Origin of the sequence: Bradyrhizobium septentrionale (assembly GCF_011516645.4) — a bacterium.
Taxonomy (GTDB): domain Bacteria; phylum Pseudomonadota; class Alphaproteobacteria; order Rhizobiales; family Xanthobacteraceae; genus Bradyrhizobium; species Bradyrhizobium septentrionale.
In genome coordinates this window covers 899,746-923,051 of record NZ_CP088285.1, presented here as the reverse complement: position 1 = coordinate 923,051, position 23,306 = coordinate 899,746, and the positions used below count along the sequence as shown (strand labels likewise).

At 58.9% G+C, this 23,306-nt stretch carries 19 protein-coding genes and 3 pseudogenes; 13 read left to right on the top strand and 9 right to left on the bottom strand.

Annotated elements, in window-relative coordinates:
- Nucleotides 1-13 precede the first annotated feature (13 nt).
- Both HAP48_RS06285 and tnpC read left to right on the top strand, forming a co-directional pair.
- Nucleotides 14-1,143 (top strand): IS3-like element ISRj2 family transposase gene (locus HAP48_RS06285; RefSeq protein WP_166204126.1). Its coding sequence is split into 2 segments (ribosomal slippage): nt 14-266 and nt 266-1,143, totalling 1,131 coding nucleotides; the frame shifts between segments, so codons are not numbered across the junction.
- Between the two features lie 142 nt (nt 1,144-1,285).
- Nucleotides 1,286-2,350 (top strand): annotated as a pseudogene (tnpC, locus tag HAP48_RS06280) (IS66 family transposase); the annotation flags it as partial.
- A gap of 732 nt (nt 2,351-3,082) precedes the next feature.
- Here tnpC and HAP48_RS06275 read toward each other — a convergent pair.
- From HAP48_RS06275 to HAP48_RS06265, 3 genes and pseudogenes are all read right to left on the bottom strand, one after another.
- Complete coding sequence (locus tag HAP48_RS06275) at nt 3,083-3,457, bottom strand: hypothetical protein (RefSeq protein ID WP_029084494.1); 375 nt, start codon at nt 3,455-3,457, stop codon at nt 3,083-3,085.
- 1,430 nt (nt 3,458-4,887) lie between these two features.
- A pseudogene (locus HAP48_RS06270) lies at nt 4,888-5,592 on the bottom strand (LLM class flavin-dependent oxidoreductase).
- Nucleotides 5,499-5,756, bottom strand: a pseudogene (locus HAP48_RS06265) (transposase); the annotation flags it as partial. The pseudogenes HAP48_RS06265 and HAP48_RS06270, both read right to left, overlap by 94 nt.
- A gap of 176 nt (nt 5,757-5,932) precedes the next feature.
- Here HAP48_RS06265 and HAP48_RS06260 point away from each other — a divergent pair.
- Nucleotides 5,933-6,205, top strand: a complete 273-nt coding sequence (locus tag HAP48_RS06260; protein WP_035978067.1) for a hypothetical protein — start codon at nt 5,933-5,935, stop codon at nt 6,203-6,205.
- Between the two features lie 445 nt (nt 6,206-6,650).
- On the opposite strand, the gene HAP48_RS06255 is transcribed toward HAP48_RS06260, so the two are convergent.
- From HAP48_RS06255 to nodD1, 6 genes are all read right to left on the bottom strand, one after another.
- Complete coding sequence (locus tag HAP48_RS06255; RefSeq protein ID WP_165123006.1) at nt 6,651-6,815, bottom strand: hypothetical protein; 165 nt, start codon at nt 6,813-6,815, stop codon at nt 6,651-6,653.
- Nucleotides 6,782-7,075 (bottom strand): ABC transporter substrate-binding protein, encoded by a 294-nt coding sequence (locus HAP48_RS06250; protein WP_029084498.1) that lies wholly within the window; start codon nt 7,073-7,075, stop codon nt 6,782-6,784. The genes HAP48_RS06255 and HAP48_RS06250 overlap by 34 nt, the downstream gene beginning before the upstream one ends.
- Before the next feature lie 494 nt (nt 7,076-7,569).
- Entirely contained in the window at nt 7,570-8,283 is a 714-nt protein-coding gene (locus tag HAP48_RS06245; RefSeq protein WP_175612437.1) for a MerR family transcriptional regulator, read from the bottom strand.
- A gap of 122 nt (nt 8,284-8,405) precedes the next feature.
- Nucleotides 8,406-8,615, bottom strand: a complete 210-nt coding sequence (locus HAP48_RS06240) for a hypothetical protein (protein WP_084518717.1) — start codon at nt 8,613-8,615, stop codon at nt 8,406-8,408.
- 611 nt (nt 8,616-9,226) lie between these two features.
- Complete coding sequence (locus tag HAP48_RS06235; RefSeq protein ID WP_165125947.1) at nt 9,227-10,222, bottom strand: LysR family transcriptional regulator; 996 nt, start codon at nt 10,220-10,222, stop codon at nt 9,227-9,229.
- A gap of 619 nt (nt 10,223-10,841) precedes the next feature.
- Nucleotides 10,842-11,786 carry a transcriptional regulator NodD1 gene (gene nodD1 / locus HAP48_RS06230; protein ID WP_029084501.1) on the bottom strand — a complete coding sequence of 315 codons (945 nt, stop codon included), beginning with the start codon at nt 11,784-11,786 and terminating at the stop codon, nt 10,842-10,844.
- A gap of 837 nt (nt 11,787-12,623) precedes the next feature.
- Between nodD1 and HAP48_RS06225 the strand changes: the two genes are divergently transcribed.
- The 10 genes from HAP48_RS06225 to HAP48_RS06185 all read left to right on the top strand — a co-directional run bounded on the left by HAP48_RS06225 (nt 12,624) and on the right by HAP48_RS06185 (nt 22,846).
- Entirely contained in the window at nt 12,624-13,256 is a 633-nt protein-coding gene (locus HAP48_RS06225; protein WP_029084503.1) for a NodA family N-acyltransferase, read from the top strand.
- Complete coding sequence (nodB, locus tag HAP48_RS06220; protein WP_084518718.1) at nt 13,253-13,912, top strand: chitooligosaccharide deacetylase NodB; 660 nt, start codon at nt 13,253-13,255, stop codon at nt 13,910-13,912. Before HAP48_RS06225 ends, nodB begins: the two co-directional genes overlap by 4 nt.
- Nucleotides 13,913-13,929: 17 nt before the next feature.
- Nucleotides 13,930-15,285: a chitooligosaccharide synthase NodC gene (gene nodC, locus HAP48_RS06215; protein ID WP_166214457.1), complete on the top strand. Its 1,356-nt coding sequence runs from the start codon at nt 13,930-13,932 to the stop codon at nt 15,283-15,285.
- 30 nt (nt 15,286-15,315) lie between these two features.
- Entirely contained in the window at nt 15,316-15,552 is a 237-nt protein-coding gene (locus HAP48_RS50425) for an SAM-dependent methyltransferase (protein ID WP_051346709.1), read from the top strand.
- Nucleotides 15,553-15,582: 30 nt separating this feature from the next.
- Nucleotides 15,583-15,843 (top strand): SAM-dependent methyltransferase, encoded by a 261-nt coding sequence (locus HAP48_RS50420; RefSeq protein WP_338028980.1) that lies wholly within the window; start codon nt 15,583-15,585, stop codon nt 15,841-15,843.
- A complete protein-coding gene (nodU, locus tag HAP48_RS06205) occupies nt 15,812-17,521 on the top strand; it encodes a nodulation protein NodU (protein WP_166216862.1) in 1,710 nt (569 codons plus the stop codon). Before HAP48_RS50420 ends, nodU begins: the two co-directional genes overlap by 32 nt.
- Before the next feature lies 1 nt (nt 17,522).
- Nucleotides 17,523-18,443, top strand: a complete 921-nt coding sequence (nodI, locus tag HAP48_RS06200) for a nodulation factor ABC transporter ATP-binding protein NodI (RefSeq protein ID WP_224496934.1) — start codon at nt 17,523-17,525, stop codon at nt 18,441-18,443.
- A gap of 3 nt (nt 18,444-18,446) precedes the next feature.
- Nucleotides 18,447-19,235, top strand: coding sequence for an ABC transporter permease (locus HAP48_RS06195; protein ID WP_029084506.1), 789 nt, complete (start codon nt 18,447-18,449; stop codon nt 19,233-19,235).
- Between the two features lie 316 nt (nt 19,236-19,551).
- Nucleotides 19,552-21,630, top strand: coding sequence for a carbamoyltransferase family protein (locus HAP48_RS06190; RefSeq protein ID WP_166216865.1), 2,079 nt, complete (start codon nt 19,552-19,554; stop codon nt 21,628-21,630).
- Between the two features lie 106 nt (nt 21,631-21,736).
- The gene (locus HAP48_RS06185; RefSeq protein WP_166214458.1) at nt 21,737-22,846 is read left to right on the top strand and encodes a nodulation protein NodZ; all 1,110 of its coding nucleotides are present in this window, start codon (nt 21,737-21,739) and stop codon (nt 22,844-22,846) included.
- Nucleotides 22,847-23,306: the final 460 nt, after the last annotated feature.

Below are 23,306 nucleotides of genomic sequence, written 5' to 3'. Positions count from 1 at the left end.
ATCAGGAGCGAAGATGACGAAGAAGAGCCGCCGGATGCATTCTCCGGCATTCAAGGCGAAGGTTGCTTTGGCTGCGGTCAAAGGCGACAAGACGCTGGCGGAGCTGGCGCAACTGTTTGATGTTCATCCGAACCAGATCACGATCTGGAAAAACCAGCTCCTGGAAGGCGCCGCCGGCGTGTTTGGGCATGACAAGGCGTCGGCCGAGACGCCGGTCGATTTGAAGGCGTTACATGCCAAGATCGGCGAGCTGGCGTTGGAAAACGATTTTTTGTCCGGCGCGCTCACCAAGGCGGGCCTGCTGAGCGCAAAGCGATGATCGACCGCGGTCATGATCTTTCTATCGTGCGCCAGGCGAAGGTCCTGAAGCTGGCTCGCAGCACGGTCTACTATGAACCTCGGCCAGTTTCGGCCGAGGACCTTGCCTTGATGCGTCGGCTCGATGAGCTGCATCTCGATTATCCCTTCGCGGGAGCGCGTATGCAGCGATCGTTGCTGCGGCGGGAGGGCGTATACGCCGGTCGCCGCCACATCGCGACGCTGATGAAGCGCATGGGGATCGAGGCGGTCTATCGTCGCCCGAACACGAGTAAGCCGGCACCGGGTCACAAGATCTACCCGTACCTGTTGCGCGGATTGAAGATCGAGCGGCCCGACCAGGCGTGGGCAATGGACATCACCTACATTCCGATGCGGCGTGGCTTCGTCTATCTCGCGGCGGTCGTCGATGTGTTCAGCCGACGGGTCCTGGCCCATCGCGTCTCGATCACAATGGAGGCGGCCTTCTGCGTCGAAGCGGTCCAGGAGGCGTTGGCGAAGCACGGCAGGCCCGAGATTTTCAACACGGACCAGGGCAGCCAGTTCACCAGCCTCGAGTTCACCGATGTGCTGCTGGACGCGAAGATCGCCATCAGCATGGACGGCAAGGGCGCCTGGCGCGACAACGTGTTTGTCGAGCGGCTCTGGCGCACGGTCAAATACGAAGAAGTTTATCTCCGCGCCTACGACAGCGTGTCCGAGGCGCGAGCGTCAATTGCCAAGTATCTGGCCTTCTACAATCAGGGACGCCCTCACTCGAGCCTTGACGGGCGCACGCCCGACGAGGCTTACTTCGGCACGCAAGCTATGGTGATGGCCGCATGACCGTCGCCGACGATTTTGTCGTCGCTCTGGTCGGGCTACGCCCTCCCGACGCAACGACAAAATCGTAAGGCCCCGCGTTCAGCATAACCCGGCAGGAATCCACTTAAATCCCGCGGGGCGCTGTCCAAACAACCGGCGCCAGCTCTTGGCGACGATCCTGTTCGACAAGTTCGGCATGCATATCCCGCTCAACCGCCAGAGTGCGCGCTTTAAGGCCGAGAGGATCGATTTGCCGCTGTCGACGCTGGCCGACCAGGTCGGCCACGGGACCTTCGCCGTCATGCCACTCTTCCACTTGATCGAACGCCATGTGCTCGCTGCTGAGCGCCTTCATGGCGATGACACCACCATCCGTATCCTGGCGAAGGGCAAGTGCACGACCGGGCGGATCTGGACTTATGTGCGGGATAACCGGCCCTTTGCCGGGCCTGCGCCGCCGGCGGCGGTCTATTACGCCTCGAGCGACCGACGAGGCGAGCATCCGCAGAAGCATCTGGCCGCCTTCGCCGGCATCCTGCAAGCCGATTGCTACAACGGCTTCGAGCCACTGTTCGACCCGCAGAAGAAGGTGCTGCCGATTACGCCGGCGTTTTGCTTCGCCCATGCGCGGCGGGGCTTCTTCGAGCTGGCTGACATCGAGAAGAATGCCCGGGAAGGCAAGAGAGGTAAACCGGTCTCTCCGATCGCGCTGGAGGCGGTCAGGCGCCTGGATGTGTTGTTCGAGATCGAGCGCGCCATTAACGGCTGCGGCGCCGAAGAGCGGCGCGCCGTGCGCCAGGAAAAGAGCAAGCCGCTCCTCGGGGACATGCACGCCTGGTTGCTGCGTGAGCGCGAAACCCTCTCTCGCTCCTCCGAGGTCCTGAAGCCTATGAATTACATGCTCAGGCGCTGGGACGACTTCGCCCGCTTCCTCGACGATGGCAGGATCTGCTTGACCAACAATTGTGCTGAGCGCGCATTGAGAGGCATCGCCTTGGGAAGGCGCAACTGGACCTTCGCCGGCAGCCAGCGTGGTGCCGACCGTGCCGCCATCATGCTGACGATGATCACGACCTGTCGTCTCAACGACGTCGATCCGAAAGCCTGGCTCGCCGACGTCCTCGCCCGTATCGCCGATCTTCCCGCATCGCGTCTGCACGAATTGCTGCCCTGGGAATGGAAGCTCCTGCGCCAAGCCGACAAGCCCGCCGATCAGCAGGCCGCCTGACCTTCACGCAACGCCATCATAGAGCTCGCCGTACCCGCGCGCATGCGTCCATCACGCGGTCCTCGTCGTATGCGTACTCTTCTCCACGAGCGTGCGCAGGTCCATCATATCGTCGGTCATCGGTGGTTCCTCGGTTGCGTTGGCGTGTCGCAACCCGATCCTACCGGCGAATCGCCGGTGACCACCGCAAAGCCGCCCGCCCGCTACGGCGCTATTTGAGGCGCGCGTACCGGGCGGCTTTGCTCTACCGAGCTACACCATCACTGGGGACACGACCGTGCGCCGCCGTCCCCAGAAGGGTTCGAGTGAAGTTCGTTGTCAGCACATAAGGGGATATTGCCGCAACAACGGCCTAACCACTATACACGAAACGAAGGTTAGGCCGAGTTGGCAGTCATTGTGAGTGTCTCGCACCCGGGCGGCCTGTGCTTTCTCGTTATCCGGCTTCCGCACGGCGGTAGCAGAGCCATGAGGTCCCGAAGCAAGAGCAAAAGTTGAACTAAGGAGCGAAATCAAACTGGGTTGTTGCAGTGCAAATGCGTGTTGTACGACGTACCCGATCCGACCGCGATAGCTAATGAATCAGTCGCAGACGGCGTAATGGAGGCGGCGCCCGCATGCCAGGTTAGCTCGTTGGATGCTGCGCTTCGCTATGATACTCTGTTCGTACCATCGCAGCCGGCGTTGTTCGGCCAGGAAAAGCGCTCTCCACATCAATCCGTCAACGAAATCTCACTCCGCGGCACGCGAGAAAATGAGTTTCGCGATCTTCATCTGGTTGGCCGGAGTTCGTAGGTTGGCCGGCAAGGCATCGACGGCTTGATCGAACAGGCGTCCCAAAACGAGAAGGTCTTCCGGGTAATAAGCGCCGCGGTCCCCGGACATGTGCGTGGTGCGAGCGCCGCCGTCATGATTGCTTGTTCTTGTCTCGCCGAGCTGGCCGAGCTCCAGCTCTGCCGTGATCATTTCATTTGTGAGTGCGTTGAGCAGTCGGATCGCGTCAAGCGCGTCACCATCCTCGCCTACGAGAGTGGCGAGGATGGTCAGTTGCAGGTCGATCCGATCCTTAAGATTCTGTACGCGGGAATTGGAGGGGGCAAGTTCCACGATGTGCTCCTGGTGGTGAAGTGAATGTAAAGTACCTGATGGTGTGTGTTGCGTTTCGCGGTCCGCGAGAGCCGGCAGGTGCGGCGCGACAAGGAATGTCTCCGTCCCAGCTGCGTGTTCATTGAGGCGATCGTCGCGCTCGCTCGACGCCGTACAATGGCAGGGCCTGCGGGCCATGACTGCGACTTACGACTTAAGCCGAGCAGCCCGCGGATGTGCTGTGAGACGCCGCCCGGCATAGCCGCCGAGAGCCAATTGGGCTCATCGGGGATTGCAGAGCGATCTTCCGCCACAATCGTCTGGGCTGCCACGCTCAGATCGTTAAATGCTCGGCACAGTGAGCGTGCGGCTAGGCGGGGAAAAGGAGCCCGCGAACAGATGGGAACTCGGCAGCTCGCCCAGCTGCGCCAATTGCTTAGATGATGGTGTGATGCTTGCCGGAAACTCAAAGAGCGCTCGCCCCCGTCGAAAGTTGATCGACAACCGCGGATAAAGCCGGATGAGCATCGTGCAGGTTTGTAGAGCGTAGATCTGGCCCGCGCCGACCGAGCAGGGCTCAGCAAGCGAGCGCAGTGAGGATTTATGGTCACACGACGTTGCAGAGTGGACGGCAAGTTGGCGAAGTTGATCTGTCCATGTCGTCGCAGATCGGGTCCTCGTCCGGGCCGTCGGACACGTATCTTGCAATCGGGGCAGGTACAGACCTGCCAGCACGGCCTCGCTTGCAGCCGCCAGATTGACGGCGCTGCCGACCTGGTCAGGGCGAAAAGTCCAAGCTCCGGCGAGGAGGACGGTTCGCCTGGCCGAATTCTAAACGACGTACGCATTTACCGAGGCCACTGGAAGTGCGCGAACGCCGATCGTCTGAAACGCCTTTGGGGTGATGGCCAGGGTATCAGCGAGGACGCGGTTGATGACTACGCGCCGCACGCGGCGATCAGGGGACAGACTAAAAATGGTCCGCACGTGCGTCGATTTGGACGAATCGAAAGTATCTTTGTGGATCCAGGTCGGGGTGGCTTGAACTGACCTGCGACTGTGCTGAAGGCAAAAGGGATCCATGGCCACACGACATTCGTGAAAGGTGCTTTCCGGAAATCGCGATCGACTTATGGGGTATTTGGCTAAATCCGGTAAAATCGAAAGTTTTGATGGGATCCATCCAGTTCGCGGATAGCCCGGGCGAGGAGTCATTGACCTTTCTGAATGACGCTGGATTCTCGCGCGGTCCACGAGCCGATGAGACGGGCCGCGGGGCTGACCCGGTGCTGCTCCAGGTGCTCGAGCATGCTCTATTGGTCCGAGGACCCCATGTTGGGCAAGGCAGCGAGCGTGATGGCAGGCGGATATCGGCATTGTCGGCAGGGCGGCCGATCATGGCACATAGCGTTGCGGCGCTGAACGCAGGTAGCAAAATCGGATCGAACGTTTCAGCCAAAGCCAGGCATGATCTCGGATTGGATTGTGGTTGCTGTGTACAGCGAAACCTCCAACGGAAGGTTCCCGAATGCAAGCTGGCATAGTAGATATTAGTTGGCGCCCGCCTCCTCGATCTGGTTAAGGAGGAGCTGTCGGATGGAAGCTGGCGTTCCGACAACGCACAGTTCGCTTCAAGCGCTGCATCGAAGGTCAGCGGCAAGTTAGGCGGTGTCGGCATTCAATTCGTAAAGGAATCTAAAGCTCCTTAGCCATCGTTGATAAGCGGCTTCCGCGGCCGCGCGGGCATCTTTGTCAGACTGTGCAACTACGACCATGCGCAGCAAGCCGAGAAATGGCATCCGATCGTCCGCGGCGGTCTTATGCGCCAGATGAGAGCGGAACGCATCTGTCATGTTTCGGACAGCAGAGGAGTGGCCTGCGCACGCCAGATTGGCGCCGTTTGCAGCAGCCCACGCCGCCGGCTCCGGGCGATTGCTCGCGATCCAGGTCGGCTGATGTGGGCGCTGATGAGGCCTCTGTTCACAGTGACTCTTTTGAATTTGCCCTCTCTGGCTGCGCGAGGCGCCTGACACCAAGCGGCCGGGAGATGGTCGCTTCGCTACTTTGAAAGCAGTTCGCGAAGCTCCGCGACATCGAGCATGTGCGTGACCAGAAGCATCTTTAGCATCGCGTTCTCCTGCTCCAAGTCCTTCAATCGCTTGGCCGCAGGAACGTCCATGCCGCCAAACCTGGCGTTCCAATTATGGATGGCCGCTTCTGCGGTCCCGTGTTTGCGAGCCAGGTCAGTTGCTTTCGCCCCAGCCTGATGCTCCCTCAAGATCGCGACGATCTGCTCTTCCGTGAATCGTGGCCGCTTCATTTGACAGCCCCTGTTAGGGGGGAGCTTGCATTCCAGCTGGAGGAAGCGCGGAATGATTGGTCATCTGCCGAGCGCGGGTTGGAGGGGGCCGCAGACGATCCGACTGGGGCCAAATGGGCTTCATCGATCTGCCCTAGAGGCCCGTTAGGCGAACCCTTGTCGTCGATAGCTGAACGATGCGTCAGGATCCCGTCGCCGATGTTGAAGGTATTCCGGATCTTGCCAAAGCACTCGATTGGCGCGTCAACATGCTCGGCTTGATGAGTGCGTGCCACATGGTGAAGTCTTGGTCTGTATGTGTGCCTTGCGATTTGAGCGCAGCGCTGGGTGAGTTGTGCGTTGCGGCGCTCGGCAGCGAGAAGGGGTTTCCATTGACGTCGAAGCCGCAATTCGCGCAGAAAACTGTCTGGCGGAAGGGCATAACGAAAAACTTGCGCAGCTCGAATTAGCGCGAGAGGACGTAAACGACGCAGCGTCTGGCGCAACGTGGGGCGCAGGGCAGGGGCACTTGTCAGCACGGGAGCTCCATAGGCTGGACTGTTGCCGAAAATCGATTTTCGCGGCTACGGCGGTTGAAAGGATAACGGCCAGCACCTCCCGACAGCGCCAATCAAATGCTGCAGGGTGAATGGAGGGCTCATTTGGCCAACAAGCCCATCGATCAGGGCGGCCAACCATTAAGCGACCAGGCCGTTGCTTAAAAGACTCGCAAACAATGAGGGTTGGCACGGTACTACTTGTCTATCATCGGACGTAGCTCGTCATCGAGCCTGTCGACATCGGGGAGCTCTGCGAGCGCTGCAGCAAACGCAAGAAGTGCTCCGAGAGCCGCCAGTACAAGGGCGGACGCAACTATTGCAGCTGCCAGGTCTTGAGAACGTCTCATCATCTGTGTCATTCGCTGTTTAGGGAAACGATGCGTTCGCGCCGGTCAGTTCTGCTCGACGGCTTCAACACGCCCGTCGCGTAGCGATAGACCAGAAGGGCGGGAGCCGCGTTGTTGCTATCGAACCGGAGCGGCGCGATCAGGTTATCGATCGCCCCTGAACGAAGTGCCACGACAACTCGCGAGGCGTTGAAGGAACCGGCCCGCCCCACCGCCTGTCCGCTTCGGCGTAGACTTCGGAGCCTGGGATCGACGAGAAGGAACAAAAGTGGCCGACGACTGACTGGACTCGGTCCATTGTGAGCCGATTGGCAACTGCGACCGCTTGCTTCGGATCGCTGGCGTCGTCTGCGACGCTCAACATCACTTTGGTATCTGGTATTGGGCCCGAGGCGTTCAATGCCTCGACGGCGGCCGCCGTACCATCGCGCATTTGCGCGCCAAAACGCAGCGCTGTTCCCGCTCATTGGGCCAGCCACGGCAATATAGACGTCGGAGGCGTGCGCAGTCGAGGCGAGGGCGCAGAAGACGAGCGCTGCACTTGCAGCCGAAGCGAAGCGCCCATTTAGCATTGTAGAACTCCCAATCTCAAATGAAGTGAACGGCCAACGCCGCGGTCAGCCAGCTGCAGCTCGATGCGGTTGCTTCCGGCAAGCGAATCCATGCGCGGCAGTTCGCCAGACCTCAATCTCGCTAGAGCCTACAATTTGACGTTACGTGCGGTTCAAGCTCCATTCGGGGTTCATGCCGCCAGTTGCAGCAAGTGGCCGTGCGTTAGGCGGGCGGATCGCCAAAGACGCGCTACGCAGACAGGCCCAGTGAGGCCGCAGAACGGCAGGCACGAATCAGAACCGGCAGATCAACCGGCGCTTCAACGCGCTTTGATGTTGACCGGGCCGTCCGACAATCCGCCCGTCGGCGCCGCAATCAGTACGGCTGGTCTTCCAATCCAGCAAGGGCGAGATCGAGATACTGCATGAGGTGGGGATCCCAACCGGCCAGAGTGCGAGGTGCGCTTAACCGTGCAAGCACCTTCAGGATCGTCGAAACGCGCGAATCGGCGCCGGCTATTTCGCCGATCAGCGAGCGTGCTGCGATCGCGACGGCCTTTGCCCGCTCGCCGCAGGGATGCTCAGCCATATCCATGCATTCGCGCAGCTCATCGCGGATCCGCCGCCACCGCTCCTCGCGATCTGCAGCCAGCTTGCAAGTGCATCGGGAGGGCTGACTACGCGTCTCGACCCGCGACATGGCATCCAAGGTGGCGGGTAGCTCATCAACACTTACCTGGATTTCACTGTCCGTCGTCATGTTGCGTAAGCGATCTCGCAACAGGGTTGCACGAGCGACTTGAAGCTCTATCCGCTCCAAATGCTTGCGCATGAGGTCCGTAAGTGAAGTCGTAGGCTCCATAGCCTTACCGATCTCGAAAAGGGAGAAACCAAGCTCACGCAGCGCTCGAATCTGATGAACCCGTTGAACGCTTTCGCGGTCGTACATCCTGTGGCCGCCGTCGGTGCGTTCGGAGGCAGCTAAGAGCCCCGTGTGTTCATAGTGATGCAGCGTGCGTACCGTCACTCCGGTCGCCTCTGCAAGTTCGCCAATGCGCCATCGACGCCTTCGTGGTGTAGCTTTGCTCATGTTGTTCAATTTCAAAGCCTACAACCTGACGTCACGTATGATTCAAGCTATTTCAAAGCTCTAGCTGGATCGTCTTCCATTCCAGCGCAAGAGATGGTGACTATCCTTAGAATGGCGGGCGATCAACCCTGAGGGGAAATGATGACCAGTAAGTTCATCAGGTATGCCAGTCGAGCCTCGCTCACCGCTGTCCGCTCCAAAATGAGTTTTGCGATCGCCGTTCGATTATCGGGAGTTCGCATCGATGGCGGCAACGCGGTGATTGCACTATCAAAAAGACTTCCCAAGCCGGAAAGTTCTTCCGGATCAAATACACCGCTGTATTGCTCCAACGATCAGCTCCTGTTTGTCATCGCGCTAGGGTCGCGCACGTCGTCGAGACGTTTGGCCGCGGTAGGGCCAAAAGAAGTCGGACCGGCGGCGCGGAGCGACGAAGATGCGATGCGCTTGAAGGTGATGCGATACGGCAACACGGCTGCGCGATGCTGCGTCGAAATTGCGGGGATGTACCCCATCTGCACAATCGATCAGCACAGCGCTCACTGTGGGTGATGATGTGACGCCGACTAATCCGAATCGAGCTCGCGCCTGGGAGCTACTGATTCTGAGAGTGGACGGCGCGTGGTCCGAAGCTGATTCCAAGTTCTGCATCGAGCCTGGTGAGCCAAAGAGAGAGGCCGGGTGCAGCGTAAGACCCCAGCTGGAGCGGCGGCGGGCGCGTCGTGCTTCGTCCTTGAGGGTTAAGTTGCAAACAACGCAATCGACCGCGTGCGTCGCAGTTCGCGCGCCGGTCGGATAATAGAATGCGAGCGGCACAGCGGCTGATAGCCATCGGCCGAAACTGACCGAAGTTTATCTGCCAATAACCGGTGTCATTGGAACAAGCGTGAATTGGCCGCGTCGAGACATGCGTCCGGATAGAGATTACGCACTGCGGACGTCCTTACGACAACGGCGAACCAGACTCCGCGAAGTCTGCGCCAGTGTCCGCTTGGTCCGAAGCGTTGATGATGAAGCGTTCTTCACGTGTAGATGCCATGCGGGCCGCCTCCTGCAACAGTATTTCTCGCATCCAGACGCTTTCCGGATCGCTGTTGTGAAGGACAGGCCATTGGACCGCCTCGGTAAATGTGGGGAATGGCTGCGGGAGTTCGGCAATCCGAAGGGGTACCATTCTTTGGAAATGCTTAACGAGCCTTGATGGCATGGTCCCTATGCGAGTCGTGCCTGCCAGCAGGGGCGGAATCATGCTGAAGCTCTGCACGAGAATGTCGATGCGTCGGTTGAGGCCAAGGTCGAGTAAAAAGCATTCCTCGATGGGGGCCTTGCGCGCACCTCCGAGTTTCACCGCAACGTGCCCCATGGACATATATCGATCAAATGTTAGCCGTCGGAGCAACTGGCTGTTCGTGCCGCAGCCTACGCAAACGAGTCTCTCCTCAAACAGGCTCATCTTAGGATGCGCGCACGACATGAATAATTCCGGCAAGATGATGAAATCGGCCTCGCCGCGCCGGAGAATCTCATCGTGATCATCAGCAAGCGCCGCCAGTTCGAAGCTGACGGCGGGAGCTTCTCGCGCAACGCGCTCTACGACGTTTCGGAAGAATACGACTGTTATGAAATCCGAAAGGCCGATCCTGAAGCGGCGCTTTGATTGAGCTGGATCGAACACGTTCCGAGCGATAATGGAGAGCTGAATGTGCGTCAGCGCCTCGCGAACGGGAGCTGCCAGCGCTTCGGCGCGTGAGGTCGGGACAAGTTCGCGGCCTCTCATTGTAAACAGATCATCGTGAAAATAGGAGCGCAGCCGGGCAACGGCCGCGCTCATGGCCGGCTGACTAAGGTTGATCCTGCGTGCTGCTGCAGTGAGGTTGCGCTCAGTCATCAGAGCGTCAAGCGCGACGAGAAGATTTAGATCCAAGCCCTTGAAGCGCATATCGTCTTATCCTGCGCGAGTGTCGTTGCGGTACATTAGAGTAGCGAAAGCGGCTCTGAAGCGCTCTCATCGGATCGCCTGAAACGAATCCGTTCCCATCCTGCGATCGCGAAAGAAGCTCGCGGAAGCCATCGTAAGAAGGGCGCGGAGGGCGGTCGGCGAACGACCGGCGACTGGAGTGTATCGGGAGCCGCGGAGCTGATCGATTTCGACACTCCGGCAACCCCGCAACACGACCTGGTCAATTTACGGCTGGCGCTGGCCCTGGTGCTATGGCCAGAGCCGTAAGTTCGCCGATGCCCCTGTCGATGGCCGCGCAACGCGTCCCAGCAGCGAGCCTACAACCTGACGCGGCGTGGGGTTCAAGACATTGATTGGACGAATCAAACATTATTGAGAAGTTGCCGCGATAGTGGGGGCTGTGCTTTCACGCAAGCTCACCGAATCACATTTTGCGGCATCAACGGTCAGCGCCTGCCAGGCGTTTGCGACTGACCGACGGCTTGAGTGGCCTCTTAAGGAGGGCGCCACCCGAGACGGCGAAATGAGAAAGCGGCCGAGTACGACCAAAGGGCCGAACACGGTATTTGCAGCGTGCGGAGAGCGGCTTGTGGCCAAACTAGCAGCGCCTGCGAGCTGGGCTCTTCTGATTCGCAGATGTCATGTGGGATCCCTCCTCCAACAGTATCCGCCGCATCCAAATGCTTGCCGGGTCCGTGTTGTGAAAGGCTGGCCACTGAACGGCCTCGGTGAACTGGGGCAGCGGCAACGGTGGCTCGACGATCCGCAGAGGCGTCCGCTTTTCGAAGTGTCTGGCGAGCCGTAAGGGCATTGTCCCTATGCGGCTCGTGTCGAACAGTATAGGCGGAATGAGGCTGAAGCCCTGCACAACGACCTCAATGCGTCTCTTAAGGCCGTGCTCAAGCAAAAACCATTCCTCGAGGTTGGGCCTTAGCGCCCGCCCGAACTTGGCCGCAACATGTCCCATCGAATTGTATTTATCAAACGTAAGCTGCCCTGACAGCTGCCTGTTCGAGCGGCATCCCACGCATACGAGAGTCTCTTCAAATAACGTCGCCTTCGGATGCGCGCTCGACATGAACAATTCCGGCAGAATGAGAAAATCGACCTCGCCGCGGCGGAGTAGCTCATCGGGCTCATCGGAATATGGTAGCAATTCGAAGCGTACTGCCGGAGCTTCCTGTGCGATACGATCCACAATCCGCCGAAAAAAGACGATTGTCATGAAGTCGGAGAGAATGATCCTGAACCGTCGGTTCGACTGACTTGGGTCAAACGCGTCCCTTGAGATGATCGAGAGTTGAATATGCAGCAGGGCCTCGCGGACAGGGCTCGCAAGCGCCTCCGCGCCGGGTGTTGGGACGAGCTCGCGACCTCTCATCGTGAACAATTCATCACGAAAATAGATGCGCAGCCGCGCGATCGCAGCACTCATCGCGGGCTGGCTCAGATTGATTTTCCGTGCCGCCGCAGTGAGGTTGCGCTCGGTCATCAGAGCATCGAGCGCAACCAGAAGGTTTAGATCAAGTCCCTTGAATCGCATGTTGTGAGTCTATCCATCGTGTGGATGAGTTCTATCGAAACAACGGAATGTTGGATAGCAAACATCAGTTTGGAAACTGATTAGGCGTACCACGATGGCTGCTTGCCATTACGCGAGTTCCGAAACGGACTGCTGGGGTGTGCGAGCACCTGCCGAATCCGTTTAGGGGCGGGTGTCGGCGCGCTATCCGAGCAACGTCTGTTCTTCTCGGTGCGACGAGCGGCCTGACACGGCGCTCGCTCGTGCTGCCGATAAACGTTCGTATGTGTCTTCCATTCCTTTCCATATTTGCGGTTTACCCGCGTACACTAGAGATGGCTTACGCCTCACCCTAGTGTCGGAACCGAGAGGCAGGCGCACATTGCGGATGCCAAACGTCACCCGCGACCGGCCAAATAGTTGCTTGTCCATCACATTCAGAGCGTGTCGAAGATGCATATGACCCAAGTTGATCTGGGGCCGATCGGGATCGCTTTCGGTGAGATCTCGTTCATCGATGGGGCGCCATCAGACCGCACAGCATCGATAGCAATCCTGGACCGGACCGAACCTCTTGATAATGCGGGTAGGTGCCGGACAATCCAAGCGCCACGTCGGCATGTCTGGCAGATCTCGGACATGACATTGACTGGGATGACCAGCGCCGACTGCACGATCGCCTCTTCTCTGGCCAAGGCGCCACTCCAAGGGGGCCGTTCTGCCGCGCCGCTGGCGAACTGAGCCGGGCGCCGGCGCCCCACGTCAGTGCATTCGAGTATTGATCAGCGATTCAGCCGATAGCGAGTTGTTCACGTGACCACCTCCGCTCTTAACGTCACTGGTGCAGGGAAGCCCGTCATGAATATTCCCGGATCTCGGTCGGCGGAAAGTCGTTCCGCGCGCCCTCAAGTGCAGTGGAGCCTGCATTGGGAAAGCGAGCTGCGGCTGGGCGACCATACCGAGCTCGCTGAGTTTTTCCGCGAAAGCTACGGGCCGACCGGTGCGTTCAATGCGCAGCCATTTGAGGGGAGCCGAAGTTGGGCCGGTGCAAGGCCGGAGGTCCGCGTAATTGGTTACGACGCGCACGGCGTAGCTGCTCACATCGGCGCCCTACGCCGCTTCATCAAGATTGACGGGCGCGATCTACTCGTGGCCGAACTGGGACTATATGCGGTGCGTCCGGATCTCGAGGGGCTTGGAATCAGCCACTCAATGCGCGTGATGTATCCTGCGCTGCAGGAGCTCGGGGTCCCGTTCGGCTTTGGTACGGTTCGGCCCGCGCTTGAGAAGCACCTTACCAGACTGATTGGAAGGCAGGGGCTGGCAACCCTCATGTCCGGCATTCGCGTCCGGTCCACCCACGCAGATGTGTATCCCAATTTGCCGCCGGTCCGGATCGAGGACGTTCTCGTGGTGGTGTTCCCGGCCGGACGCCCGATCAGCGAGTGGCCGGCCGGGACGATCATCGACCGGAACGGGCCTGAGTTGTGAAAGAGCTCGTCCCCCTGTCTGCGGTGCGTCGCGACTACGCCGACGTCAGCGCAAGTCGCTGTGTCTATTTGACCTTTGATGATGGGCCAAATCCATTTTGCACGCCCGACGTGCTCGATGTGCTGACGCAACATCGGGTGCCGGCGACGTTCTTCGTTATCGGCACGTACGTGACCGATCACCCTGAACTCATTCGACGAATGATTGCGCAAGGACACGAGGTTGCAAACCACACGATGACGCATCCGGATCTCTCCAGATGTGAACCAGCGGTGGTTCACGATGAAGTGCTAACGGCGAGCAAGGCGATCCGTTCGGCCTGCCCGCAGGCTTCGCCCAGGCACATGCGAGCACCCTACGGCTTATGGACCCAAGCGGTGCTCGCTACGACAGCGAGCGCTGGCCTCACAGCTCTGCACTGGTCGGTCGATCCGAGAGATTGGTCGCGCCCAGGCGTCGATAGGATTGTGAATTCAGTGCTGGCGGCCGTTCGTCCAGGCGCAATTGTACTTCTGCACGACGGGTATCCTCCTGGTGAGGAAAGACTCTGCAGCGATGCCACTCTGCGTGATCAGACGGTGATGGCGCTGTCACATCTGATACCGGTACTGCAACAGCGCGGGTTTGCAATCCGTCCGCTTCCTCAACTTCACTAAACAAAACTGGCCCCAAAATGGACCTGCTCGCTACAACCAGCGCTGTCGCCGTTTCGTCTTATGCGCTGCTCTCAACTGTCTACAAGAGCGCGCAAGCGCTCTATGCTCAGCCGGCGAATACCTCGTCGCTGCAGACCGATATGGGCCAATCCGAGGTAGCTCTGCCCAGCGTGGACGTCATCGTGCCTTGCTTCAACGAGGACCCGAATACGCTCTCCAAATGTCTCGAGTCGATTGCAGGTCAAGACTACGGTGGAAGACTGCAGGTCTATGTGGTCGACGACGGATCTGCAAATCGCGATGTCGTGGGGCCTGTACACGACCTCTATGCGAACGATCCGAGATTCAGCATCATCCTGCTGGCCAAGAACGTTGGAAAGCGCAAGGCGCAGATCGCCGTTATACGTAGCTCGTCCGGGAACCTGGTGCTCAACGTCGACTCGGATACGATACTAGCCGCTGACGTGGTCAAGAAGCTTGCATTGAAGATGCAGGAGCCGGAAGTCGGCGCCGCCATGGGCCAGTTGATAGCGAGCAACCGCAGCCAAACCTGGCTGACCAAGCTAATCGATATGGAATACTGGCTAGCGTGCAACGAAGAGCGCGCGGCACAGGCTCGCTTCGGTGCAGTCATGTGCTGCTGCGGCCCCTGCGCGATGTATCGTCGCTCCGCCCTCGCTTTGCTGCTTGATCAATACGAAACGCAACTCTTTCGCGGAAAGCCGAGCGATTTTGGCGAGGATCGCCACCTAACTATCCTCATGCTCAAAGCGGGGTTTCGAACCGAGTATGTCCCGGATGCCATCGCGGCAACAGTCGTACCCGACAGCCTTGGGCCGTATCTGCGTCAGCAACTGCGTTGGGCACGGAGTACCTTTCGGGACACGTTTCTTGCATTGCGCCTGCTGCCCGAACTCGATGGCTATCTCACGCTAGACGTTGTCGGACAAAATCTCGGCCCTTTACTCCTCGCCTTGTCATCACTGGCTGCGCTCGCACAGCTCGCAGTCGGCGATTCGGTGCCCTGGTGGACGGGATTGACAATTGCTGCAATGACAATAACCCGGTGCAGTGTCGCGGCGTTTCGTGCCCGCGAATTGCGCTTTATCGGCTTCTCGCTCCATACGCCCATCAATATATTTATCCTACTTCCGTTGAAGGCTTATGCGCTTTGTACATTGAGCAACAGCGATTGGCTGTCGCGTAAGCTCGTCAATGTGCCGAGCGCAGGGGAGAAGAAGGCCACTATCCCGGCTACTAACACTGGATCGAGCGCTGCAGCTACTGCAGAAATTGTTGAAGCAATTCGCAAGCGGAGGTCGCGCGGTTCCTCGGGCGTGCCGGCGACTGACAATGTGTGCGGTGGCGATTGATCGAGCCAATAACAACAGGTTAATCGACCCATGAGACTGGACAAGAACGATCATCTGCTCGAGCGTGGTCTTGCTGTTGGTGATCAGTGGCAGCTCGACAGTAACCCGTTGGAACAGGAGCGTTACGCGCAAATGTTTCGGATGTCGCGTTCCAATGGGGAAGTTACGCGTGCCCTTGAAGTCGCAGGTGCAGCCTTCGCATTCACGGAAATGCTGGGACCCCACTGCCAGCGAATTACCGTGCAGGATGTCATGCCACAGGATTGAGCGCGCACGGCAAAGAACGGAGAGGCGGTCATGGTGAGCATGCTTGCGCCAAATGGCGCGCTGGTCTTCGCGCGTGATGCTTGTCGACGCTGGGGGCATGCTGCTGAGACGGCGATCGCTCTCTTGAATGAGAGTTTATCCGAATCGAGCGTCAGCATTGCCAGACTGGTTCGGTCGACCAAGATTGCCTGCTCGTTCTGTTCCGGAAGTCGAATAACTCGTCGAAACAATCAAATTGCGGTCGTTGGGCCGGGGGCGTATGCGCATCTGCGGCATCAAGTTGACACATGACGGGGCAATTGCTGTCGTCGAGGATGGGCGGCTTGTCTTTTGCACCGAGCAAGAGAAGCGCGGCAATAATCCTCGCTATCAATCCATCGATAATCTCGATGCAGTTGTACTTGCATTGGCGGAGCACGGCCTGGATCCGCGTGATATTGATCAGTTCGTCATCGACGGCGGGGATGGCGAGCGCGAGTCGCAATTCCTGGTCCTCAGTGGGGCCGTGCCGATCGCGCTGAAAGGGGCGCCATATGTCGAGCGCCGTGCTGAGGGCCTTCTTGATTGCGTCGACGGTTTTGGCTTGATCCTTGGCGGCAAGGTGTTTCCCTACAAGAGTTACCCGCACGTCACCGGCCACGTTGCCTCAGCATATAGCACCAGCCCCTTTGCCGTCTCGGGTAGGCCCGCGTTCTGTCTGGTATGGGACGGCTGGATCTCTCCACGTCTTTACTATGTTGAACCACAGGGGGGGCGGCTCGTTGGATGCCTGTTTCCGATGATTGGCCACGCCTATGCTGTCGCCGGCCTTCACTTCGGGCCTTACAGTCGGCCGAATCGCACCAATTCGGACTTGGGCATCGCCGGCAAATTGATGGCCTACGTCGCGCTTGGTTCTGCCGATGAAAGCATTGTGGCAGTGTTTCAGGAGCTCTACGACAGGCGCTTCGCGGCGGACACGCAGCAGGCTCGTCGCTATCGCGCAGACATCAACAATGCCGAAGCGTCACTCGCAACTATGCACGACTTTTTCGAGGCGAGCAGACTGCGCCTGATGGCCAAGCGAGCGGAGGACGTCCTTGCGTCGTTTCATGTGTTCCTGGAACGTCTCCTTATCCGGGAAATCGCAATGGTGTTGCTGCGGCATTCGTCGCTTCCGGGAGCGCGGAATCTATGTATAGCCGGCGGCTGCGGTCTTAACATCAAGTGGAATAGTGCGCTTCGCGCGACGGGACTGTTCGATGACGTCTGGGTGCCGCCATTTCCGAATGACAGCGGCTCGGCAATCGGTGCTGCTTGCAGTGCGCTGGCGGCGCAAGATGGGTTCGTGCCACTGGAATGGTCAGTCTACAGTGGTCCTGCCCTGCAAGCCAGCGAGGTTCCGCCAGAATGGCAGGCCGCGCCGTGCAGTCTGCGCGATCTTGCGGCCATTCTCGCCGACAACGAGCCGGTGATCTTCCTTTCCGGGCGCGCGGAGCTTGGGCCGCGGGCGTTGGGCGGCAGAAGCATTCTTGCGGCCGCGACCTCGCCGGCAATGAAGGATCGTGTCAACGACATCAAGAGCCGCGAATACTTCCGACCGGTGGCGCCGATTTGCCTAGAGGATCGGGCGCCAGAGATATTCAACCCAGGTACGCCGGATCCGTACATGCTGTTCGATCACCAGACTAGGACGGAGTGGCGCGACAAGGTCGCCGCCGTCGTCCATTTGGACGGCTCTGCGCGACTGCAGACAATCTCCCGCAACTCTTCACACAAGATTGCCGAGCTCCTCGTCGAATTTGAGAAACTCACCGGCATTCCGCTGCTCTGCAATACGAGCGCCAATGTTCACGGCCGTGGCGTCTTCCCGGATGTTGCCGCGGCTTGCCAATGGGGACGCGTTGAACATGTGTGGTGTGACGGCCTGCTCTGGACCAAGACGGCCGTAGGGACGCCATCTTCGGCTCAACGACTTCTGCCAACCTAAGGTGAACATGTCCACCGTAGCCATCGACATTGCCGGCGTAAAAAAGTCCTTTGGCGGCAAGATCATCGTCAATGAACTGTCGTTCTCGGTTGCACGCGGAGAGTGCTTTGGCCTGCTCGGGCCTAATGGAGCTGGCAAGAGCACCATTGCGCGTATGCTTCTCGGCATGATTGCGCCGGATGAAGGCAAGGTTACCGTCCTTGATGAGCCCGTGCCTGCACGCGCTCGAGTGGCACGTGTGCGCATCGGCGTGGTGCCGCAGTTCGACAACCTTGAACTCGGGTTTACCGTACGAGAAAACCTCGTGGTATTTGGCAGATACTTCGGCATGAGCGCTCGAAAGATCGAGGCGCTCCTGCCGTCGTTGCTTGAGTTTGCGCGACTCGAAAGCAAGGTGGATGTGCGCGTCGCCGAGCTTTCAGGTGGCATGAAGCGGCGGCTGACGCTGGCGCGTGCATTGATCAATGACCCGCATCTGCTGGTAATGGACGAGCCGACGACGGGTCTGGATCCGCACGCCCGCCACCTGATCTGGGAACGTCTGCGAGTTTTGTTGGCCCGTGGCAAGACGATCCTACTGACCACTCACTTCATGGAAGAGGCCGAACGTCTATGCGATCGGCTGTGTGTGCTGGAGGATGGACGCAAGATCGCCGAAGGCAAACCGCAAGCGTTGATCGACGAACAGGTCGGATGCAACGTGATTGAGATCTATGGCGGTCATCCGCAAGAGCTGCGTGAGATACTCAAGCCCTATGTACGTCACCTCGAAGTGAGCGGAGAGACGCTGTTTTGCTATGCGCAATATCCCGAGCAGGTGCGCATCCAGCTGCGCGGGCGAGCGGGTCTGCGCATTCTGCAGCGTCCGGCAAATCTCGAGGACGTGTTCATGCGCCTGACCGGACGCGAGATGGAGAAATGAGTGATGAGTGAAGGTTATGCGGGGGTCCTGCCCGCTAACGCCTACAACTGGGTCGCGGTATGGCGTCGAAATTGCCTGGCATGGAGGAAAGTTGCGCTTGCGTCGGTTCTCGGCAACCTCGCAGATCCTATAACCCATCTTTTTGGCCTTGGCTTCGGCCTCGGTCTCATCGTCGGGCCCGTTGAGGGAACTTCCTACATCGCATTTTTGGCTGCGGGCATGGTTGCGACCAGCGCCATGACTGCCGCAACGTTTGAAACCATGTATGCAACCTTTGCTCGCATGGATGCCAATCGTACCTGGGAAGCAATCCTGTCCACACAGCTCACGCTTGGCGATATCGTTTTAGGCGAATTGGTTTGGGCGGCCAGCAAATCCGTTCTTGCCGGGACGGCAATCGGGCTTGTCGCTGCCACGCTTGGCTATGCGTCTTGGCTTTCCATTTTCTATGCGATGCCGACCGTCGCGCTTACTGGGCTTGTCTTCGCCAGCCTGGCAATGGTCGTCATATCTCTTGCGCCAAGTTACGACTACTTCGTGTTTTACCAGACGCTTGTCCTTACCCCTATGGTGTTTCTGTGTGGCGCGGTGTTTCCGATGAGCCAACTGCCTAGCTCATTTCAGCACTTCGCCGACTTGTTGCCGCTAGCGCATTCGGTCGACCTCATTCGCCCCGCGATGCTAGAGCGCGAGGCTGGCGGCGCTTTGTTTCATGTAGGTGCGCTTTGCATATACGCGGTGTTGCCCTTCTTCGTATCGACCGCACTGTTGCGGCGCCGGCTGCTGCGTTGACGGAAAGAACTAAGATAACCGGGAGAATCCAGCTGATGCAGTCGCACCATGCTCTCTGTGGTGAGTCGGACAAGGCCCGACCTGCCATGGCAGCAGTTGCAATGCCTGTAAGAGGACGCGATCAAGCCAGGTCGACACCAGCCTGTTCGGTTGATCGATGCGGGGCTCCGGCACTTCAACGGGCTGAGCGCCGTGTCCGGGCGGCGTTGGGAGAGCCTTGGGTTGTGCTACGGCCCCGCGCGGCCGACGGAGCGCGATAATACGAAGCAGCTGGAACGGCCATTGGTCGTCCCGTCATGATCAAATGGAGAACGAGATGTTGTGTCTGGGAATATGTGGCGGTCTGGACAGAATTCATGAAAGCTCGCCCGAGCTGCCGAATACATTCTTGCACGATGGCGCTGCGGTTCTTGTACAGGATGGCCGCGTGATCGCTGCCGTCGAAGAGGAGCGCCTCAATCGAGTTAAGCACTCCAACAAGTTCCCAAGCAACGCGATGCGATACTGTCTTTCGGCTGCGGGAGTCGAGCTTCACCAGATCGATCGCATCGCGTTCTACGCGACTGAGGCGTACTGCAACACTATGCTCGAGCGCCTAGCTGTTTCTCAGCCGCTTCCGCTGGACGCCAAACTGTTGCTGCGACAGCTATTGGCACGGGAGTTCGGTACCGAGGTCGATGCGTCGCGGATTTCATTCGTAAATCACCATGAAGCGCATGCGGTGAGCGCGTTTGCCATGTCTGGATTCGAGCAAAGCCTCATTTTTTCGGTTGACGGCGGTGGCGATTTTCTCTCGGGCCTATTGGCGGTAGGGTCGGGCACCGGAATGACGCAACTTGCACGCTTCCCAGAAAGCAACTCTCTGGGATTGTTCTATCTCGAAACGATCCGTTACCTCGGCTACGGGTTGTTCGACGAGTACAAGGTGATGGGGCTTGCTCCCTACGGGGACCCCGCTCCTTATCGCGAGCTGTTCGCACAGCTCTACGAGTTGTTGGACAATGGAGACTATCGCGTCCACCACGACCGCATCGGTCCGGCGCTGCTCCGAAACATCCAGGTCCGACGAAAGGGAATGCCGTTTACCCAGCAGCATCGGGATGTCAGCGCATCGCTGCAGGAAGCTCTGGAGCGGATCGTGTTTCATGTCCTGCTACACTATCGCGAAACGACAGGCATCACGCGTTTGTGCCTAGCTGGAGGGGTAGCTCATAACTGCACCGTCAACGGTAAGCTACTCTATTCCGGCCTTTTCGACGACATCTTCGTCCAACCCGCGGCCCACGACGCCGGATGCGCGCTTGGCGCCGCATTGATGATGTCGAGCGAGCTGGGCAGGCCAACCCCGCGCGAGCGGCTGTCAGACGTATATTGGGGGCCCGGCCTCGGAAACGAGCAAGCCGTGGAGCAGGAGCTCAATGCATGGTCCGGTCATCTCGACATTCAACGATGTGACGACATAGCAGCAAGTGCGGCCGACTGGATGGCAAATGGCGCCGTGATCGGCTGGGTTCAGGGCCGCTCTGAGTTCGGGCCGCGTGCGCTCGGCAACCGGAGCATTCTTGCGGACCCGCGGCCAGCCGAAAACAAGGACCGGATCAATGCAATGGTCAAAAAACGCGAGGGCTATCGTCCGTTTGCGCCATCGGTGCTGGAGGAGAATGCGAACGAGTTCTTCGAGCTCCCTGACGGCAAGCAGGACTTTCCCTTCATGAATTTCGTGGTCCGGGTGCGCGAAGCCCAGCGTAAGGTGCTCGGCGCAATCACGCACGTCGATGGTACCGCTCGGCTGCAAACAGTATCGCGCAAGACAAACCCCGCCTATTGGGATGTTATCAATGCGTTTAAAAAGCGCACTGGCATCCCAGTGCTTCTGAATACGTCATTCAACAACAATGCCGAGCCGATCGTGGATTCGGTTGCAGACGCGATCACGACATTTTTGACGACCGACCTAGACGGACTTGTTGCGGGGCCGTTCCTCGTCAAGAAGCGAGCGGCAAGGCTGCAGGATTGGGGTGCGCTAAGCGTTTCATTGCCGCCTTATGCGTCCCTTCATCGCGTTCGCTCCTACACTGCGGCAGATCGCCAGGAAACGGTCTGCGAGATCCGTACGGGACCTTCGGGCCGCGACAGCATACGCATTTCACATGAGTTATTCGAGCTGCTGATGCGAATCGAGGGCGAGGCGCCGCTTGGCTGGCTTCTAGACACGACCATGGCCGATCACGACAAGCGTGAAGATATCGTGAACGAACTGCGGCTCGCGTGGGAGCAGCGCTGTGTTCGGCTGCGTCCGCCGCGCGCGGCCTGCGACTGCAATAAAAGGAAAAGTGAAGCTCAGGCTGAGCTCACGAATGACCCTGGCAATGCATGCGGGGCGGGACCGGGATAGGCCGAAACGGTATCGGACCGAAATCGGGTACGTCGGCGCAGCGTCTCTGAATGGAAGTGCAATCGGAAAGCATTCAGAGAACATCTTCCATCAGAGGCACGCCGCCATGAAATTCTACCGACGCAGCTCGCCGGCATCACGAGTGCCGCCGATGACAACGGATGCGATCACACGAGATGCATCTATAATGACGTCTTATGTCGACCCAGGAGCCCGCGAGGCAATGCGTATGGTTAGCGGTTTAAAGAGCGATCGGTTCGTTGTTTCCAGGCGAAGGACCGGGTTCGGCGACTGCCTGTGGTCGCTGGCGGCAGCTTGGCGCTTTGCACAGCGGACCGATCGGACGCTGGCAATCGATTGGCGCGGATCCTGTTATCTCGATCAGCCATTCACCAATGCCTTCCCAGTCTTTTTCGAACCAGTTCACGATATTGCTGGGGTACCGATCATCTGCGACGACGAGATCAACCACCGCTCATTCCCGGGGCCATTCTTCCCGGGATGGTGGAACAGGCCATCCATCGACTGCGTCTATCGGCCGGATCAGCAAATTTTCCGCGAGCGCGACGAGCTCGATCGACTGTTCCAAAATGAGGAAGATAGTGACGCTAACACGGTTGTGTGTGACGCCTGTCTGATGTGGCGCTGCGATCAGGAGGCCGAACGAGAGATCTTTCGCAACATTAAACCGCGATCTGAAATTCTGGCACGGATTGAGGCCATTTACCGCAAGCAGTTTGAGCCGTACAGCATCATCGGCGTTCATGTTCGACACGGCAACGGCGAGGATATTCTGGGGCATGCTCCCTATTGGGCCGATCCGGAGCGCGCCCTGCGGCAGGTCTGTCGTGCCATCGAAAGGGCCAGGGGGTTGCCGTACGCCAAGCCTGCGAGGGTGTTCCTGTGTACGGACAGTGCGCTCGTTCTTGAGAAGGTTTCGGCCTTATTTCCTGATGTTTTCACGATTCCAAAACGTTTCCAGGCGCTTCAGGCCGGGCCTCTGCACAGCGCCGCGCTCGGAGCCGAGGGCGGCTTTTCAGCCCTTATCGAGATGTATCTCCTTGCGCGCTGCGACACTGTGATTCGCTTTCCCCCAACGAGCGCCTTCACGCGCTATGCGCGTCTCTTTGTGCCACGTGTGATAGAGTTCGACCTGAACGATCCGGGCCGATTGATCTTAACCGATGAAACCTCGCAAGAGCTCGTGGGTTTGTGAAAATCATAGCCCGTCTCATAGACCAGATGGCCGCTTTTTGCATCCGGCAGTACTGGCACTATTTCTCCAGACGGCAATTCATAGCCCAACCTGAGGATCCGACGCGACTTTTCATTGAAGAGGAGAAGAAAAGCGCTGGCTCGCCACCATCCGGTGAAGCGCAACCTGGATGAGAGAGCGCTTGTAGTGCTGCCACCGTGCCTACAGGTGGAACACGCCGGTGTCTTCGTCTCGCACCCGTAGAGTGGAAGCTGTCGCTGCTGCCCGATTGCAGGTCAAGCTGTCTGTCGAGCGGCGCGTTCGCCGCGGCGGTCGTCCTCTCGCTCGAGCGCGCTGGCGCACTCAGAGTCGATTATGTGGAACGTCTCGCTGGCGTTCAGTCCCCGGCTCGCGGTCGCGACGTCAATTGACGCGCTGCTGCTGGACAGGATGGTGATCAAATCAGCGCTAGAGCGGGATG